At 55.6% G+C, this 18253-nt stretch carries 18 protein-coding genes; 7 read left to right on the plus strand and 11 right to left on the minus strand.

Annotated features, from left to right (window positions below; all coding sequences use genetic code 11):
• The first annotated feature begins 60 nt into the window (after positions 1-60).
• From GC165_18545 to GC165_18555, 3 genes are all read left to right on the plus strand, one after another.
• On the plus strand, positions 61-957 hold the full coding sequence (locus tag GC165_18545; protein ID MBI1334870.1) for a prepilin-type N-terminal cleavage/methylation domain-containing protein: 897 nt from the start codon (positions 61-63) through the stop codon (positions 955-957).
• A gap of 7 nt (positions 958-964) precedes the next feature.
• Positions 965-1159, plus strand: coding sequence for a hypothetical protein (locus tag GC165_18550; protein MBI1334871.1), 195 nt, complete (start codon positions 965-967; stop codon positions 1157-1159).
• Positions 1160-1255: 96 nt separating this feature from the next.
• Positions 1256-3007 carry a hypothetical protein gene (locus GC165_18555; protein MBI1334872.1) on the plus strand — a complete coding sequence of 584 codons (1752 nt, stop codon included), beginning with the start codon at positions 1256-1258 and terminating at the stop codon, positions 3005-3007.
• On the opposite strand, the gene GC165_18560 is transcribed toward GC165_18555, so the two are convergent.
• Together GC165_18560 and GC165_18565 are read right to left on the minus strand one after the other, a co-directional pair.
• Positions 3008-5335, minus strand: coding sequence for a glycoside hydrolase family 127 protein (locus GC165_18560; GenBank protein ID MBI1334873.1), 2328 nt, complete (start codon positions 5333-5335; stop codon positions 3008-3010).
• Between the two features lie 151 nt (positions 5336-5486).
• Positions 5487-7346, minus strand: a complete 1860-nt coding sequence (locus GC165_18565) for a S8 family serine peptidase (protein ID MBI1334874.1) — start codon at positions 7344-7346, stop codon at positions 5487-5489.
• A gap of 718 nt (positions 7347-8064) precedes the next feature.
• Between GC165_18565 and GC165_18570 the strand changes: the two genes are divergently transcribed.
• Both GC165_18570 and GC165_18575 read left to right on the plus strand, forming a co-directional pair.
• On the plus strand, positions 8065-9102 hold the full coding sequence (locus GC165_18570) for a response regulator (protein ID MBI1334875.1): 1038 nt from the start codon (positions 8065-8067) through the stop codon (positions 9100-9102).
• A 171-nt stretch (positions 9103-9273) separates the two neighbouring features.
• Positions 9274-10308, plus strand: a complete 1035-nt coding sequence (locus GC165_18575) for a response regulator (GenBank protein ID MBI1334876.1) — start codon at positions 9274-9276, stop codon at positions 10306-10308.
• A gap of 77 nt (positions 10309-10385) precedes the next feature.
• Here GC165_18575 and GC165_18580 read toward each other — a convergent pair whose 3' ends face one another.
• The 6 genes from GC165_18580 to GC165_18605 all read right to left on the minus strand — a co-directional run bounded on the left by GC165_18580 (position 10386) and on the right by GC165_18605 (position 13704).
• Positions 10386-10805, minus strand: coding sequence for a hypothetical protein (locus tag GC165_18580; GenBank protein ID MBI1334877.1), 420 nt, complete (start codon positions 10803-10805; stop codon positions 10386-10388).
• Between the two features lie 21 nt (positions 10806-10826).
• Positions 10827-11237 carry a VOC family protein gene (locus GC165_18585; GenBank protein MBI1334878.1) on the minus strand — a complete coding sequence of 137 codons (411 nt, stop codon included), beginning with the start codon at positions 11235-11237 and terminating at the stop codon, positions 10827-10829.
• Between the two features lie 47 nt (positions 11238-11284).
• A complete protein-coding gene (locus tag GC165_18590; GenBank protein ID MBI1334879.1) occupies positions 11285-11701 on the minus strand; it encodes a helix-turn-helix domain-containing protein in 417 nt (138 codons plus the stop codon).
• Positions 11702-11888: 187 nt separating this feature from the next.
• Positions 11889-12584: an AIM24 family protein gene (locus tag GC165_18595; GenBank protein MBI1334880.1), complete on the minus strand. Its 696-nt coding sequence runs from the start codon at positions 12582-12584 to the stop codon at positions 11889-11891.
• Positions 12585-12631: 47 nt separating this feature from the next.
• Positions 12632-13129 (minus strand): hypothetical protein, encoded by a 498-nt coding sequence (locus GC165_18600; protein MBI1334881.1) that lies wholly within the window; start codon positions 13127-13129, stop codon positions 12632-12634.
• Positions 13126-13704, minus strand: coding sequence for a DUF4166 domain-containing protein (locus GC165_18605; protein ID MBI1334882.1), 579 nt, complete (start codon positions 13702-13704; stop codon positions 13126-13128). The genes GC165_18600 and GC165_18605 overlap by 4 nt, the downstream gene beginning before the upstream one ends.
• Between GC165_18605 and GC165_18610 the strand changes: the two genes are divergently transcribed.
• Entirely contained in the window at positions 13688-15190 is a 1503-nt protein-coding gene (locus GC165_18610) for a peptidase S10 (protein ID MBI1334883.1), read from the plus strand. The genes GC165_18605 and GC165_18610 overlap by 17 nt on opposite strands.
• 94 nt (positions 15191-15284) lie before the next feature.
• The gene (locus GC165_18615; GenBank protein ID MBI1334884.1) at positions 15285-15632 is read left to right on the plus strand and encodes a hypothetical protein; all 348 of its coding nucleotides are present in this window, start codon (positions 15285-15287) and stop codon (positions 15630-15632) included.
• 16 nt (positions 15633-15648) lie between these two features.
• Here GC165_18615 and GC165_18620 read toward each other — a convergent pair whose 3' ends face one another.
• The 3 genes from GC165_18620 to GC165_18630 form a co-directional block, all read right to left on the minus strand.
• Entirely contained in the window at positions 15649-15828 is a 180-nt protein-coding gene (locus GC165_18620; protein MBI1334885.1) for a hypothetical protein, read from the minus strand.
• 46 nt (positions 15829-15874) lie between these two features.
• Positions 15875-16618, minus strand: a complete 744-nt coding sequence (locus GC165_18625; GenBank protein MBI1334886.1) for a prepilin-type N-terminal cleavage/methylation domain-containing protein — start codon at positions 16616-16618, stop codon at positions 15875-15877.
• Positions 16619-16738: 120 nt separating this feature from the next.
• Positions 16739-18175 (minus strand): peptidase S10, encoded by a 1437-nt coding sequence (locus tag GC165_18630; protein MBI1334887.1) that lies wholly within the window; start codon positions 18173-18175, stop codon positions 16739-16741.
• Between the last annotated feature and the right edge of the window lie 78 nt (positions 18176-18253).

Consider the following 18253-nt stretch of genomic DNA (forward strand, 5'->3'; position numbering starts at 1 on the left):
TAACATTGCATGATATAGTATTGAATGGAAGGCATATCCATTCCCAAGGAGCAATATGTAATGAAGCAACGATGGTCGACATCGAGTAAAGCGCTCTCAAAGAAGAAGGCATTTACACTTATCGAACTCTTGGTGGTCATCGCAATCATCGCGATTTTGGCCGCTATCCTCTTCCCCGTTTTTGCCCAGGCGAAGAAAGCTGCGAAGGTCACCGTTACGGTCTCCAACGCAAAGCAGTTGGCCATCGGCATCAACCTCTATTCGGCTGATACGGACGACGTCATGCCGATGACGATCCAGTCGCTGGACATCGACGACACGCCCGGTGGAACCTGGTGGACCCCCAATGAAATGGTGGGCATTCTCCAGATGATGTACCCGTACGTGAAGAACAACGACATTTGGTGGAACGGCCTCAATCCGAAGCCGGGCAGCTTGGCTACGCCAATGACGCCGATTGCTCCGAGCGGAACTTGGGGCGATTGGACGAAGGAACAAACGATCCTCCCGAACAACATCGCGTTGAACGTTTGGGACGGCGCCGCACAGAACATCAAGCCGCGCTCCGTGACTTCGGTCGACGAGCCAGCCGCGCTCGGCGTATTCTTCCCGGTCGCTGGTCCGCTCCAGGGCGTCGCCACATGGTCGAGCAGCTATGCAGATGTTCAAATCGACATCGATCCTTGGTACAACGCTTGTGTTCCCAGTTATACCGATCCGAGTGTGAACGACGGATACCCGCCGGTTTATGCTGCGCACGTGACGCATAACAACTCGTCACCAGTCGCATTTGCCGACGGCCATGCGGGCAAGATCAAGAACAATGCGTTCTATCAAAACTCGAACTGCCATGTAGGCTCGGTTCCCGGTTACGACGGGGCTAACGGCTTCATCTACCAGCACTATCCCAACCGCCTGTGGGGTTGGTACCTGCAAGGATATCAGCCGGTCAACTAAGCACGTGATGGTTAACTTGAAATCACTGGCCTTGGCCTCGTTGTTCGTGATCATGACGGTTTGCCTTGCAGGATGCAAGGATGACTCAGGCTCAAGCTACGTGAAGCCGAACCCGTCGCAGGCGAACCGCTACAAACAGCCCGGAGCCGCTCCGGGAGGAACCGGCATGCAAGCTGGAGGCTCGAACAACGCCCCGCAGTAAGTGAACCGTCAATAACCCAAAATAAAGAGCTCGACTATCGGTACTCGAATAGTTGAGCTCTTTTCATCAACCAGTTAAGATTAAGCGTAATCTACGATGCCCCAAGACTTTCAAACTGCTCCCGACGTTGCGATCATTGGCGGAGGTCCGGCCGGATCGACAGTTGCGACCTTCCTGCGCAAGTATCGCCCGCGACTCAAAGTCGCGATCTATGAGCGGGAATCATTTCCGCGCGACCATGTAGGCGAGAGCCAGTTGCCCCATATTTCGGGAGTGCTGGACGAAATGGGCGTTTGGGACAAGGTTGAGGCGGCCAATTTTCCAGTCAAGATCGGTGCGACGTACCGGTGGGGCAAATCGGACGAGTTATGGGACTTCGAGTTTCTCAACAACGGCGTCTTTCAGGACGAGCCGCGGCCAGCCAAGTATGTTGGTCAGCGCACACAGACAGCTTTTCAGGTTGACCGGGCGATCTACGATAAGATCCTGCTCGACCATGCCCAAGAGTTGGGTTGCGAGGTCTTTGAGGAAGCCGCGATCCGACAGGTGCATCGCAATGGCGACGCCGTGACGGGGCTCTCGATCGAGCACGGCGGGCAAACCTATGAGGTCAAAGCTCGTCACTATGTGGACTGTTCAGGCCACGTCGGCATTCTCCGCCGCGCGATGGACGTCGAGGTGGAAAGCCCAACGAACCTGCAAAATATCGCAATTTGGGATTACTGGACCAATGCTGATTGGGCCGTCAGCATCGGCGTCGGCGGCACACGAGTTCAGGTTCTCAGCCTGGGTTACGGCTGGATTTGGTTCATCCCGCTTGGCCCGACACGAACCAGCATCGGCCTCATCGTTCCCGCCGAATACTATAAGGAGCGGGGCTTGAAGCCAGCCGAGCTCTACACTGAGGCGCTGAAGAGCGACGAGATCATCCAAGTCCTGACCAAGAACGCAGTTTGCGAGGACAAACTTTCGACGACGAAAGACTGGTCGTTCCTCGCCTCTCGTTTGGTGGGGGAGAACTGGTTCCTCGCAGGTGAGAGTGCAGGTTTTGCAGACCCAATTCTGGCCGCGGGAATGACCCTGGCGCACAAGGGCGCGCGCGATGTTGCCTACACCATCATCGAACTTGAGCGCGGCGACTATGAAGACGACTGGCTCAAGAAACGATACGATGACAGCCATCGTCGCCATATCCTCCAGCACATTCGGTTTGCTGACTTTTGGTACACGCAAAATGGCCTCTTCGGCGACCTCAAGGACTTCACCAAGGAATTGGCGGGCGAAGCCGGGCTGGAGATGTCGTCCGACGAAGCGTGGCGATGGTTTGGCACCGGTGGGTTTATCGACCACGACACGGCCGGGGCCGACGTAGGCGGTTACGCCCTTTACGCGGCCAAGAAGATTACCGCCACTTTCCTGGATGAGCCGGTGGACTACGAAATCTTCGGCAAAACCCACTTCAAGGTTAACCTCGAGGGCGCAGAGGAGACCTATGGAGCCAACCTTTTCGATGGACGCATCCATCGCCATCCGGCGTATGTGCGTGGCAACAAGTCGTTACCCATGCTTGGCGTGTGCGGATGGCTCGCGCACTTTCTATCTAAGCGACAGTGCGCGAAGGACATCATCGACGCGGCAAACCAGTTCCGTGCGTCGTCGGGCATGACCCGCGAGCAGATGCTCGCATTCCCTCGCCTCATGGTGGAAGCTCTGGAGGCGATGGTCCTCGACGGCTGGGTGATCGCGGACACGGTCAAAGGCTTTGACCCGTGGCCGCAGTTCACGATCAACTACGAGCGGTTCATGCACTCCAATCGCGACATCGCCCTGAAAGTCAAAGCCGACTAGCTATTTGGTGTGGACCACCCGGATTCCGCAGAACGAGCCGGCGGTATGTCCTTCTTTCGCTTGAACTCGGATTACGATCGAAGACTTCGACTCGGTCAATGACTTAGGGATGTCGTACGTGACGTCGTAAAACTCGTTGGCGGGCTTACCCTGAAGCGTTTCGCTGGCTATCTTCTCACCGTTCACAAGGATATCGAAGTCGGGCCGCAGGCGGTCGTTGCCCCAATAGCTGACGACGATTTGATGTGTCAGGGCCGGATCGCACTTCATCGTCACTTCGAACCAGCCGCCATTGAGGGGAGTTCGGAAACTGCGGCCGTTTGCCTCACGGACGTCGTTTCTTTCGGACGTTAGGTGGTGGTCTCGCTCCGGCTGCATCTCGCCCACGCGCATCGAGTCGATGGTGCGCGATTCCAAATCGCGAATTCTCGCTTCTTCGGCGCGATACTTGGCTTCAGATTCTTGCCATTGAGCATCGGTGAAAAGGTCGAAATAGACTCCATACCGCTGATGATCCACCTTGTAGAACGGAACGAACTTGAGTTGATCCGGGCGACCGACGCCGGTGGTTTCGAATTCGAGATCAGATGAGGAAGTCTTTTTGAGCCAATCGGATGGGTTCGTATTTTCGGTGACGAGAACGGGGGTTCTTGGCCGTGGACCGTTCTCGTTGCCGAGGATGGCGGCCAAAACAAGCGGACCGTAGAGAATGGCTACACGCTTTGGATTGTCCGGCATGGCCTCGGTATGGAGGGTCATCGGCAGATTGAACTCGACCGTGTCGCCCTTCTTCCAGGCTCGTTTGATCGAAACATAACTGCTAGGCTTGGCCGATACGGCCGCGACCTTGCCGTTGACTTTGAAGTCGACCGATCCTTGCACCCATTCCGGGTGACGAATCGCCAGCTCGAACTCCTTGTTGCCTTCGATGGTCAGCTTGACCGCCCCATCGTTGGGGAACTTCGAATCCAGGCGCACCTTGGTGCCGTCCCAGTCTAGTTCCGCCGGATCGTACAGATTCACAAAGAGCTTATGCCCTCCTTCGTGGAAGAAGATGCTGTCGGCGTGTTTGGTGTGGTTCTCCATTCCCGTGCCGTGGCAACAGGTCCAGTCGTCCCATGGGGAGCTATAGTGCCGCTCATCGCCGGTGCCGAGGGGCATGAAGTAGGTGACGCCGGCTCCTTCTGGATCCTGGGAGGCCAGAATGTGATTCACATGGGCTCGCTCGTAGAAATCGAAATACGACGCCTGCGGGTCCCACGAGAACAAGTGCCGCGTCAGCTTCAGCATGTTGTACGTGTTGCAGGTCTCGCACGTGTTGGACGAAAGCTGGTCGTTCAGCTTGTCGGCGGGGCCAAAGTATTCGTGGTTGCTGTTGCCGCCGATCGCATAAGTATGGTGATCGACAACCTCATTCCAAAAATTCTCGCTAGCTTTCTCGTCCGACTTGTCGCCTGTAATTTCGTATAGCCGGGCAAGGCCGATCAGCTTGGGAATCTGAGTATTCGAGTGGCGACCAGGAAGCGGGTCTTTGCCTTCCTTCAGCGGATCGAGAACGACGTGGTCGTAGAATTTACGAGAAAGGTCGAGATACTTCTCCTGCTTGGTGAGGGTGTACAACTCGGCCAGAACCTCGTTCATACCTCCATATTCGCATCGGAGCATGTTCTGCCATTGATCAGGCGTTAGGTCCTTGGTTTCATAGATCGCCCAATCGGCAAACTTCTCTGCGACGCCGAGGGCGGCCTTATTGCCGGTTAAATGGTAGGCGTCCAGAAGACCGGCCAACACCTTGTGGTGCGTATACCAAGGCGACCACATGCCGTTAAGATCGAATCCGCCGCTTCGAATGTTGCCCTTGCGGACTTCAGCCCATTTTGCATCGCCATCAGGGATAGCCGAGATGTACCCATCTGGACGGCTTTTCTGGCATGCGACCAGCTCCGAGACGATGTAGTCGGTCTTTTCCTTGAATCGCTTGTCGCGGGTCGAGGCATACTCTTGGGCGCAAGCGGTGAGATAGTGCCCAAGTGAGTGACCCGCCAGACCCGAATTCTCCCAGCCGCCGTAAATCTTGCCTTTTGGCTTGAGGCCGCTGTGCTCACGAAAACTGCTCAGAAGGCGATCGGGGTCGACCTTCAGGAGATAGGCCGAGCAAACTTCCTCCGCCTTCATGAAAGGACCATAAAGAAGTCGGACTTTACTGAGGGGAAAGGGCTCGGCGACGATAGGCGAGGAGGCTTTGGTTGACGTCATCGTTGGGGCAGACCTTGGGTTTGAAAGGGCGGTTGCGAATGAAAGACAGAGGCTAAGCGGAACCGTGATCATAGCTAACTTCGACCTTGCCGGGAATAACCATAACTCCCGCCGTATCTATTCCCTCACTTTACTTTAATATTGAACGATTTGACATTCCTGCATCAAGAAAAACTCCCCCGTCGGAACAAGCCGCCGGAGGAGAGGGAGAGAGAGTTCTGGATTAGAACGTTGGTGCGATCGAGTATCGCCCTTTGGCGTAGCCGATCAACAATTGATTGTTGGTTTTGCCGAACCGGGAAGGAACCACCGAGCGAAGGATGACCTTCACCGTTCCGTCGCTGGCTACGTAGTTGGAGGTCGCCGAACCAAGCTTCAGGTTGATGGTGGTATCGGTGTTCGGGAAGGCGCCCTTGGTCGAGACCAGATCGTAGTTGCCGGTGTTGACGTTGAGCACATAGCCCAACACGGAGGTCGGCTTCGTTCCCGTAACCTTGAACGTCGCCGCAAGGCTAAAGCTCGAGATCGTACCTTGGTCGGTCGGCAACGAGCAGGCCATATTGGTTGCCGCGATCGTACCGATTGCACCCGAGTACACACTGTTGACCTTATAGGCATTGTTAAGGTTTGAATCTTGAACGCTGCCGAGATTGCCAGACGAGTAGGTGCCGGTTTGGACGCCCACATCACTGATGGTGGTGTCACGTGCCAGCGTCGATAGCGACAGCAAGACGCCTCGGAACACGTTGATTCGGCCGTGACCAAAGATCGAGCTCGAACCAATATTGTCGCAGGTGTTGTAGAGGATGGTCTGAACTTCGTCCGGCGTGAGGGTGGGATTGACGGACCAAATGGTCGCTACCGCGCCATTCGTGACCGGCGTAGCCATCGACGTGCCGCTGGCCAGACCATAGGCACCGTCCATCGTCGTGCTTAGGATGTTGGTTCCCGGAGCGAAGACGCCGACACCACGGCCATAGGCCGAAAAGCTCGCTTTGCCGTCTTGCTCATTGGAGGCACCGCAGACGATGACGTCGTCGTAGGAGAAACCGCTGAGGTCGCGGGCGTCATTACCGGCAGCGTACAGGAAGAGACCGCCTTTCGATTTGATATAGGTTCCTGTTGTGCTGACGACATCGTTATCGACACCGCTGTAGGAGGCGCTGATCGTCTTCGAGCCATGATCGACAGCCCAGCGGGCACCCGTCATGATGTCGTCGAAGGCCGCACCGCCACTGGCGACGTTGGACGTCTTAACGAAGCGAATCTTGAAGTTCCAACCAACACCCGAGACGCCGACGCCATTGTTACCAGCCGCCGCGCCACAACCCGAAACGTGGGTTCCATGGCCATTGATGTCGGTAATGTCGCCACCTTCTGCTTCGGTCTTTCGATCAACGGAGTTGTATCCGGGAAGCAGCAGGTCCTTCAGGTCGGGGTGGGTTTTGGTAATGCCCGTATCCACGAAGGTGACTTCGAAATTCGAGCCGCCGGTCCAGAAGTTCCACGCGAGCGGAGACTGGATGGTCTGGTGGTGCCACTGCTGGCTGAAAAGGGGATCGTTCGGATTGTTGGTCGGATAGAGTCGGTAGTTAGGGCAGGCGTACTGGTAGTCGCCGGTCCGCATGAGCTCAGCCGAATACGAAACTTCGTTTTTGCCCCACGGGACACGAACGACGTATTCGTCGGTCTCCGGGTGGTAGCGAAGGTAGTTGCTTCGCAAGCGGCCTTTGGCCCGGTTGCGGGCGGTTGTAATTTTGTCCGCAGTCCAGTTCTTGGCCATCATGTCGTCGACCTGGAGAGGGCGGACGATCATCTGGCCGGTGAACTCTTGGACACCGGGAATGTTTTGAATAGTACTGGCAATGGACGATGCCGCGATGGCTAGCCCGAGAGCGGCAGACGCAACAAGGCGAAAATGAAATTTCATGGACTCTCTCCTTCCGCGCATTCTACACCGAGAAGAGTAAACTTGACAAGACCGTCTAGATTGTCGAAAAAAGAGATTGAATATTAGGCGTTTCGAGTACAAATTTCCGGCAATTTGGCTGACTTCTGGTACTGGTGGCAATGGCAGTTTCATGAACAAAGTTGCACGCTTTTTGCTCTTCGAGCCGGAAAAAGTCGTAATCGTCGAACGGCAAGGCCCATTACCAGAACCGTCAGGCTGATACTGGGCCCAAAGACCTACACGCTCATCGTTGGGGTTTTGGCCAGTATATGCCCCGTAAATATGCCGCCAGTTTTATCAATTTCTTGAAATGACACAGAAAGCTTGATGGTTATGCTTGGACCATCGAAAATTAGGATTACGGACTTGTTCTTAACATCCGGGTATTCATCGACACTTCGAATTCTATAAATTGTCCAGGAATGGCCTCTAAAGCTATATGCAAGCTAAAACGGCCAATCTAGCAGGCCCTTAACATCGCGATCGACATGGAGGAACCCGGTATTTCTAACAGTATCTCACTGACTCCCGATGCCCCATGGGAGTACCAAAGGTCCCGTTCAGCCCAGTTTTTTGCGTCATTCTTGAACTAATGACCCGCTTGGTCTAGTTTGTAGGTTGTTAGCGTAAAGTCTCTTGGCGAGAATTTGGCTAATAGAGTATTGATAAAATTCGTATAATACTTTCACTGGTTCGTGAGGTGAGGCAATGAACCCAAACAGGAGAATCCGACAGGAGCTTGAAAAATTTGAGAAGTGGAAAAAAGTTTTCCGCTCAACTGCTCATGCGGATTTTCGTTTGACGCCTCGCCGAATGACTTTTCCACCCACAGAGGTGGAGTGAGGACGTGATGGACACGTCCGCTCAATATCATCCGAAGATTTTGGTGGTTGACGATGACGCCACCAATATTCACTTCTTGAAACGCCTGCTGGATATCGGCGGATACGATGACATTCGGACGGCAAGTTCGGGTCGAGAAGCTCTGTTGGAAGGGGCCTCATACGATCCCGATTTGATTCTGCTGGACCTCCAAATGCCAGAGATGGACGGCTACGAAGTGCTGAGGGTGATGCGGCCGCTTCGCAACTCGGGAGTCTATCTGCCCATCCTGGTCTTTACCGCCGACGCAACGCACTCGGCGCGAAAGAAGGCACTGGAACTCGGGGCCAGCGACTTCTTGACCAAACCCGGTGACGCAACCGAGATTCTGCTTCGCGTCAAAAACTTCCTGACGATGCGCTTCTGGAGTAAGGAGTTGAACGAGCGCAATATCGACTTAGAAGAGCGCGTGCGTGCGCGCACACGCGAGCTTGAGGAATCGCACCGCGACGTCATTCACCGATTAGCGCGGGCCGGTGAATATCGCGACGACGACACCGGGCATCACACCCGGCGGGTGGGGGAACTGTCGGCGCGAATCGCGACGGCTCTTCGGCTGCCGACCGATACGGTCAAACTGATTCAGCTTGCCGCTCTGCTTCACGATCTTGGAAAAATTGGGATCCCCGATTCGATTTTGCTCAAGCCCGGCCGTTTGACAGAGGAAGAGTTTAGGCAGATGCAACAGCACTGCATGGCCGGGGCGTCGATTCTCGCTCAAGGAAATACTCCGCTCCTTCAAATGGCAGAGAAGATTGCGGCTCATCACCACGAGCGATACGACGGATCAGGATATCCTTCCGGATTACGAGGCGAAGAGATTCCGATCGAGGCGCGAATTGTTTCGGTGGCAGACGTCTTTGACGCGCTGACCCATGAACGACCCTACAAGAAGGCCTGGGACAGAGAGTCCGCGAAGGCGGAAATTCTATCTCAGAAGGGTCGTCAGTTTGACCCTCAGGTGGTTGACGCCTTTTTAGCGGTTCGTTCGTTCGATTTGTTCTAACCCTGCCGATTAGCCAAAGATAAACAAAATTTGTATAATGAGGTGATTTCGGGTGGATCCATAGCGTGAGCCGATGGGCAGGTTGTTGCACATTGGCCTGTCGAACTCCACGCTATCATGGGTGTGTTTGACTTCGCGTCGCCCTGATCTCGATGGATAGAGGTGACGACGATGGCGGTTTCAGGCCACTTTAGCCCCAAAGTTCTGGTCGTCGATGACGACACGACCAACCTCCACTATCTTCTCCGCCTTCTTAACGTCGGTGGATACGACGATGTGAGAATGGCGATGTCGGGCCGTGAGGCAGTAGTCGAAGGTGCCGCATTCAACCCCGATATCATCCTTCTCGATCTACAAATTCCCGAATTGGATGGCTTCGAGGTTTTAAAAATCCTGCGTCCCCTTCAACGTTCAGGGGTCTACCTGCCGATTCTTGTCTTCACCGCCCAAGCCACTCATAATGTTCGGAAGCGCGCGCTTGAACTGGGCGCAACGGACTTTCTGGCAAAGCCGCTCGACTCGACAGAAATCTTGCTTCGGATGCGGAACTTTGTTTCCATGCGTTACCTGAGTAAGGAACTCAATGAAAGGAATATCGACCTGGAAGAAAGGGTTCGCGAGCACACCCGAGAGTTGGAGCAATCCTATCTCGATATCATCCACCGCCTTTCGCGTGCGAGCGAATACCGCGACAATAACGATGGTGACCACACGCGGCGCATCAGTGAACTGTCGGCCAAGATCGCCTCGGCGCTTGGCCTATCGTCCCAACAGGTTCGCTTGATCAAGGAAGCCGCGCTCCTTCATGACTTGGGGAAGGTCGGGGTTCCCGATTCCATTCTTACGAAAAACGGCAGGCTGAGCCGGAACGAAGAAAGTGCGCTGAGGAAGCACTGCGAGGTCGGCGCATCGATTCTCGCGAACAGCCGCAGTCCGTTATTGCAGGTCGCGGAAAGGATCGCTGCCCATCATCACGAACGATACGACGGCAAAGGTTATCCGTCGGGATTGCGAGGCGAAGAAATCCCGATTGAAGCAAGGGTGGTGGCCCTGGCGGACGCCTACCAAAACCTATTCGAATCCTTTGGCTCGGATCCTGACGCTCTCGAGAGAGCCAAGGCCGAGATTGTGAGTGAAAGCGGATCGCGATTCGACCCCGCTGTGGTCGAAGCCTTTGTGGCTGTCCGACGAATTGACTTTCGCTAGGTGACTGGCGCGAAGGAATTTCTTGCTAGGATCGCTCTCCTAAACGCAGCCGAGACTCGCTGTTTCGAACCTCTGTTCTACATTGGCTGGAGGAAAAACCATCGCTGGCCTTCTGGGTCCTCGGCGCGATACCGCGGACCCGGAAAGCCGGTCTCGATTTCAGAAAGGATCGTCGCACCGGCGGCTTTGGTCCGAGCAAAGTGCGACTCGATGTCGGCCACCTGAACCAGAACGCCATTAAAAATGTAGGGCGCGGTTGACCATTTGGCAGCCGGTGAATAGTGCTCCTGAACAGTCTTCGGCGATTGATAGTCAGGCGTCGGCGAAGCGAGCATGACCACTTGGTCTCCGAACTGCAGTTCGCCGTGGGTCAACCGGCCGCCTTCGACCCACCGCTCCTTCTGCTCACACCCAAAGGCGCGAATCAGCCAATCCATCATGGCCTCCCCGTCCTCGTAGGACAGCATTGGGATGATCGTCTGCGTTCGCTCGCTCATACCGCCATTCTAACCCAATGACTAGTGGGGCTTGTGTTGGGTCATGCTGAACCAGTTGCCCGAATCATCGACCATGATCGCCTCGATACCATAGAATTGCTCCTCGGGCTCCCCTCGAAACTGGACCCCCTTAGCCTTCAGTTCCTCGTAGGTCGCACGGCAGTCGTCGACTTCAAAAACCCCGGCCCCCAGCGTGCCGATTTCTTGAAGTTTCTCAAGCAATTCGGCGCTACCCTCTTGGGCCATTGGACTTCGGATGGGCATGAGAATGATTTCGAAGTCGGGCTGGGTTTTGGGGCCGACGGTCAGCCATCGGAATTCGCCCATCATGGCGTCGGTGCGCACCTCGAAGCCAAGCTTATTCACATAGAAGTCGTAGGCTGAATCCTGATCCTTGACGAAGATGGGAGCGTGTGAGAATCGCGTAACCATGCTTACGATGATATCGCGACGACGCGATTTCTTCTTTTTCGATCTTGCTATTTTGTTGGCAGGGAGTACCGCTGGGTGGTGAAACAGTGGGGAATGAACCGATGTCCCCAAATACGTCCAAGCGCGTATGCGCGGCAGGCTCTGAACCGAAATTCGGTCGGATTCAGCCCGAAACGCTTTCGAAAGAGGGTTGAAAATGTCGCCGGGCTTTCATAGCCAAGCTCGAACGCGATCTCGGTAATGGAGAGACAATTTTCAAGCAGAAGTTCCTTAGCGCGTTCAAGCCTACGCTGAGTCTTGAACTCCTGAGGCGTCATGCCATACCGCTGGGAAAACAGACGATGGAAGTGGAACGGAGACATCGTCGCGGCATCAGCGACCTCGCTCAAAGACACGCCGCCCGCGCAATTGTCTGCGAGGAAGTCGCGGGAGACCGCCAGTCGGTGGATGACCTCTCGATCCATACTTCTATCGTATCACGAGTTCGTCGTGGGGCCCTAGGCGAGCCCCAATCAAGACGAAGTTTCAGGTGCGTAACCCCACACGCGCTTAACCCAAGTGCAATTTTAGGACGCGCGGAGGCAAGTAGTCCCAATTTGAGTCGGGACTACCGAATTTGTTCATGTAATATTCATGTTCGCGCGTCGGCGTTTACTCGGAACTGGCCAGGTGCAGATACATGGACTGGAGGCCAATGCGCCCCGGACCGGTGAATCGGTTGAACACCAAATTTCCGGCGCTGGCGAAGAGCCCAGTCGAGAGCCGCTGCATAATCGTGTCCATCTTCACCGTCACGTCTTTGTAGATCCAACCACCTGGCTCGATGTCGATCATCTCACCGGGAGCGAGCGTCACTTCGAAAACATTGCCATAACCGTGCATCCACAAAATGCCCTCTGGGCCGGAGCAGGTGAAGGTGTCGATGAAGAAGCCGGTGCCCGAAAAGAGCATGTTGGCCAGGCCCTTGACTCTCGTGAACGTGTAGTCCAAGTTATTCGTTGCCGCCAACCACTGATGCTCGCGAACGTCCAAACGTTCGCCGTGGCGGAGGTGGATGCCGAAAACGTGACCGGCGCCATCGCGGCTGAAGCCAATTCGACCTCGTCCCTGCGTCTCGACCATGAATAGCGGCATTCCCGCTACCATTCGCTTGAGTCCGCCAGCGAGAGATTTCACCCCAATATTGAGCGCCGGGTCTTTCCAAAGCAAAATGTGGTGCTCAAAGTAGACCGGCATCTCAGAGATTTCAATTTGAAGAACGGGAACGAGTTCGCCCTGAATGTGATAGGTCACGCCACCGAAATTCTCATCCATGACGTTGGTTTGTTTTGCGACGGGTACAGCCATCTTCTTTACCTCACGCCATTATACAGATTCGTACTTAAGTCACCAAGCTAGGATTTTTCAGGGCGGAAACTGGCGATGAGATCCCGGACCCCGCTGACGGCGACGCCGGTGGCGATGAGCAACAGAATCCAAGCCGGGAAGCCATGGTAGCTGGGTCCCCAACCGAGGGGCCCTTGGCTCCACTTGTATAGCTCGGGCAGGAGATAAGCGAGGAACGCGCCGTAGACGATTCCCATGACGGTATGCATGCATCGCTCACCTGGCGGCAGCTTGCGAACCTTGTCTTCCTCGACGAAATCCCACAGGGTGATCACGATTTCGGCAAGCAGGATGGCAAAAAGAATCCAAGCTAACGGTCCTCGCCAGGTGACGAACCCCAGCGAGCCGATGATAATTGCGTAGCAGAAGTCGCGCACGGCGTGGAGGCGCAGTTCGGTTTGCGTGTGGTCGCCGTGGGGCAGGCGAAGTTTGTATTCGTGGTAGTAGAGCGTGTCGGTCGCGCCGAGGATAGCTTGCACCAAGAGAATCCAGATTGCCGTTTTCATGTCGAGCACAACTCTCCCTCATATTGGCAAATCTGGCCTAGCCCCGGCAAAAGGAATCGCACCCTTGTGTGCAAGCCCCTTTCGCTAGGGCGCTCGGTAGCCTCGATTCTGATGCTTAAGAAATTCGGCAAAGGGCAACCCATCAATCGCGTTCGTATGGAGGAATAGTCCAGCCCGCCGTCCACAATCCGCACTTCAAATTCGAAGGAAATCGGCCACTTCGTCTCGCATAAGTAGCCCTTGTTCTCTGTCTGGATGGTGACGAGTTTTGACTTTTTGAACGTTCGGTCCCACACCTCGGTTCCGTTGTTCGAGCTGATTAATAGTTGGGTGGGAAGATCGCTTCCGGGTTTCGGCAACTGCATGATCCAACAGGCCAGTCTGCTTGTCCAACCTGGGGACCAGACCACGTCGAACGTGCCCTCTGCACCCAGTCCATCGTGGAATGTCTGGAGCGACGGAGCCAACCGCTCGTACTCCGGCCCCAACAGATCGCGGTACAGACCCACGACTAGATTATGCGCCTGACGTCTAGGGCCTAATAGGTAACATCTGCCCATGCATTTTCGGGCCATCACAGGAATCCTCCTCCTTTTGCCGATCGCTTGCCTTGCTCAGGAGCCGCCCAAGCCAACCGAGCCGAAAAAGGACGCCCAGGCGAACATCGAAATCAAGCCGTCTGTCACCAATCACAGCATCGAACTTCGCGGAAAGAAACTGGACTATAAGGCGACCGCCGCCCAGATCCCGCTTCGAAACGAGCAGGGCGAAGTCGAGTGCCGCATGTTCTACGTGGCCTACGAAAAGAATGGCGCGGACGCATCGTCTCGCCCGGTGACCTTTGCTTTCAACGGTGGTCCGGGAAGTGCGACGATGTGGCTCCACATGGGTGCACTGGGACCCAAGCGAGCCCCGATGCCCGACGACGGGTCACTGCCGAAGCCACCCTATCAGGCTGTCGATAACCCAGACACGTGGCTGGATTTCACCGATGTCGTCGTCATCGACGCCCCCGGCACCGGCTACAGCCGTCTCGCCAAACCCGAGCTTGGGAAGAAGTATTTCGGGGTCCGCCAGGACATCCGGGCGTTCACCAATTTCGTCAAGGAATGGCTGAGCGTCCATAACCGCTGGAAGTCGCCTTTGTTCGTGGCGGGCGAAAGCTACGGCGGCATACGCGGCTCGGGTCTGGCCCAGAGCCTCTTCCAGAACGGTATTGCCCTGAACGGATTCGTGAGCATCTCCGGCTCCAGCAACTTCCTCACGCTCGACGGAATGCGTGGCAACGATGCGACGTACATCGGCTTTCTGCCGTCGATGGCTGCCTGCGCTTGGTACCACCACAAGGCGGCTCCGCGGTTCAAGAGCGTCGAGCAGGTCGTAGCTGAATCGACAAAGTGGGTTGACGATGTCTACGGCCCCGCTTTGCTTCGTGGCGATAACCTTTCGGCCAAGGAGAAGGACGAGGTCGCCGGCAAGCTGGCCGAGTATCTTGGACTCACCAAAAAGTACTGTCTCGGTTCAAATCTTCGTGTTCCCGAATGGCAGTTCTTCAAAGAACTGCTTCGGGACGAGGGGCTGTCAATCGGCCGGTACGATGGTCGACTGATAGCCAAAGAAGAGCTGAAGGTCGGGGGCCAACAAGCCAATGACCCAAGTGACGATGCGGTGACGCCGCCGTTCACTAGCGCGATCCACGACTACTTCCTAAACGACCTAGGGCTGAAAACCGACCTCCAATACAACAACTTTGGCAATGTCTACCCTTGGGAGAGCCCGGAGGGGAGCTATCCAGAGACGTCGTCCGACCTGCGGAGCGTTCTCGCCGCGAACCAGCACCTGCGCGTGCTCTACTGCTGCGGGTACTACGACCTCGCCTGCCCTCTCAACGCCACCCTCTATACGATCGACCACATGGGCCTCGATGAAGAAACGAGAAAGCACCTCTCGTTTGCGTACTATCCGGCTGGCCACATGATGTACATCGAAAAGAGTTCGCGTGTGAAACTTCACGACGACGTCGAGAAGTTCGAGCACGACTGCCTGACCGGCAGCAACTAGCGTCCCAACATTGAATTCCCCGAGATTCCTCGGGGAATTTTAGTTTAAGGAGGAGGGTCAATATACCCCCATAGGGTATATTGACCTTAGCGCCATGATATCGAATGTCTCATCTCCGTCTCAGCACCGTTTGCAAATTGTGAAGAGCGCATTGGCAACCCTCGGGGTTGCGGCATTGGCGAACGCCTGTTGCTGGGTGCCGCCGCTTCTGCTCGCCGTCGGAGGAACGGGTGCGCGATTTGCAAAGGTATTGGACCCTTATCGGCCCTACCTGCTGGCGTTCATGGTAGTTCAGTTGGTGTGGGGCTTCCGCAATGCGTATCGGTCACACAAAGGTTGTTGTGGAGAGGATGACAAGCATGCCCGGCGAGTTCGGATCATCACCATGTGGATCATTGCGATCATCGTGATCGCGCTCAATCTGATCCCCCATCACCATTAAGGGGAAGGGGCGGAAACTACCGCCCCTTCGACCGAGCACCGGCTTTCATCTGCCTGACCTCGGTCTGAACCGTGCCCGACGAATTGCTTCCTCGGGTCCAGAGAATGACGATGATCGCGACCGCTAAGGCAATCGCAATCAGGGCGATGACAATTTTGACGGTGCTGGCCGTCGACTGGCTTTGCTGAGCTGACATAGGGAAGTTGGGTCCGCCCGTCTGAAAGCGACGGGCGAAGCTTGGGTCATTCCTCGTTGGAGGGCAAGTTGTCGATGTTGTGCATGCCCCAGTTGTGAACGTCTAACTGCGGAAGCGTCTTGTCCAAGGTCGAGGCGAAGTGGAACCACTTGGCGTGGCCATCCACGAAGGCGTAGTTATTGCCGTTCGTGTGTCGCCCAACGTTCTTCGGATCGGGAATCTGCGAATCCGTGTCGATATCACCGATTTGATAGCCAGAGCCGTCGAGGAAGCCCCGCTCCCAGTTGTCATCCGGCGCCGACGGCCACGGGTGGTAGTCGAAGAAGGCGATACCGGCATGACGTTCGCCAAGGATGATCTGCTCGGCTGGCCGCGAAAACATCGTGAGGTTTGCGCCGTGGGCGAAGAAGCCGTTGATGAGGTAGTCGGTGCGGTAGGTCTGCCAATCGGCAAGGGTTACCGGATAAGGGAAGAGGGTCGGTGTGTCATTGAGGACCGGATCGCGGAAGATGTCCCGACTCTTGATATACGGCTGGAGCGGTTGGAACCAGGTGTACAGGTCGGCGATGGTCTCGTTGGCGGCGAGGTCGTGGTGGGTCTTGCAGGTTTGGTCATCGTTGTCGCCTGCATACAGCATGATCGCCATGACGATCTGCTTTTGGTTCGAGAGGTCGACCGCTTTCTTCGCCGCCGCCTTTGCTTGGGCGAAGACGGGGAAAAGGATGGCGGCGAGGATCGCGATGATGGCGATCACGACGAGCAGTTCGATAAGAGTGAAAGCTCTGCGCATAAGGTTCTCCGGCGAATATTATATACCTATAGGGGGTATATGTATCTATATGAATTCATTCGGGATGAAAAAAAAGCCACCCTCTTTGGAAGGGTGGCTTTGGTATGCACGGTCGGTCTCTTACTTGTAGAAATCGGAGATGTCTTCGTGGAGCTTCTTGAGGCATCCTTCGTCGATATACATCATGTGTCCGGCTTCGTAGTACTTCGTCTGAATGTTGTCTCGCAGGGTGGAATCCAGACCCAGGTGGTTGAGGGTGTATTCGGTGGCAAAGTACGGGGTCGCCAGGTCGTAGTAACCGGAGGCGATGAACACCTTCATGTACGGATTCTTTGACAGTGCGGCGCGCAGTGACTCGGACGTATCCGGGTGGCCGGCGCCCGCATCGCCGTAGGACCAATTCTTCCAAAGCTCGCCGGGGTTGAACACGTAGTAAGGCTGGTCGGTCTCCCAGCCAAGCTCCCGGCGAAGGTAGTCGTTGATCGTCGCCGTATAGGGAGCCATGATCGCGGTCATGGACGGATCGTGTTCAGGGTGCTCGGTCGCGGCGTTCTCATCGATGCCTTTGAACCGGCTATCCAAGCGGCCAACCGTACGCTTTTCGTTGCGCAGAAGCTCCTTGCAAAAGCGGTGGATATTGACGCGAAGATCGGTGGCTTCCACATAGTCTTCGCTCAATCCGGTCAGTGCTGACAACTTCGAACGGACGGTCTTGCGCTCCGCATCGGTCATCGATGCGCCTTTCGCCAGAGCCAACACGTAATCGCTGGCGGCAAACTCCTCGCTTGCTTTCAGGGCGGATTCGAGCGTCTTGTACTTCGTCTTCTTGTGGAACCACGCGGTGGCGGTGTAGGTCGGCAGAAAGACTTGGTACGGCAAGTCGTTGCCTTTGTTGAAGCGCGCGGTCTGGAAGTTCAGGATCGACGAAACCAGCACGATGCTATTGAACGCAATGCCCTTTTCGATGAGGTGACCGGACAGACCAGCCGCTCGCGTGGTTCCATAGCTTTCGCCCACCAGGTGCAGTTTCGAACCCCATCGGTTGTTTCGCGTCAGGTAGAGCCGAATGAACTCGCCGATCGACTCGATGTCGCCTTCCAAGCTCCAAAACTTCTTGCCACCATCCTTTTTGGCCGGGCGGCTATAGCCGGTCCCAATCGGGTCGATGAAGACGAGATCGGTGTTCTCCAGCCAGGTGTACTCGTTGTCGACGAGTTTGAAGGGCGGCTTCGGCATGTTGCCGTCCGCTTCCATCACGACTCGCTTCGGGCCAACGACACCAAGGTGAAGCCAGACCGACGAGCTTCCCGGTCCGCCGTTAAAGCTGAACATCACAGGGCGATTCGAGGGGTCCTTGACGCCGTCTTTGGTGTAGGCGATGTAGAAAATGCCGCCTTCCGGCTCGCCAAATTCATCGTTGATCGGCATCAGGCCGACGGTGGCGGTGTACTTTAGGTCACCGACCTTATGCTTGGTCACAACCGGACCCTTGGAGAAATCGAGGGGGTAAGTCTGTTCCTTCTTGCCTTCTTCGGCCTTCGGAGGCGCTTCGCTCATTCGTAACTTTTACCCGCCGGACGGGATGGATTGGTGGACTCTCGGTTTGACATTGAACGAATCAGTACGATGGTAGTA

The sequence above is a fragment of the Armatimonadota bacterium genome (assembly GCA_016125185.1).
In the GTDB taxonomy this organism is placed as follows: domain Bacteria; phylum Armatimonadota; class Fimbriimonadia; order Fimbriimonadales; family Fimbriimonadaceae; genus Fimbriimonas.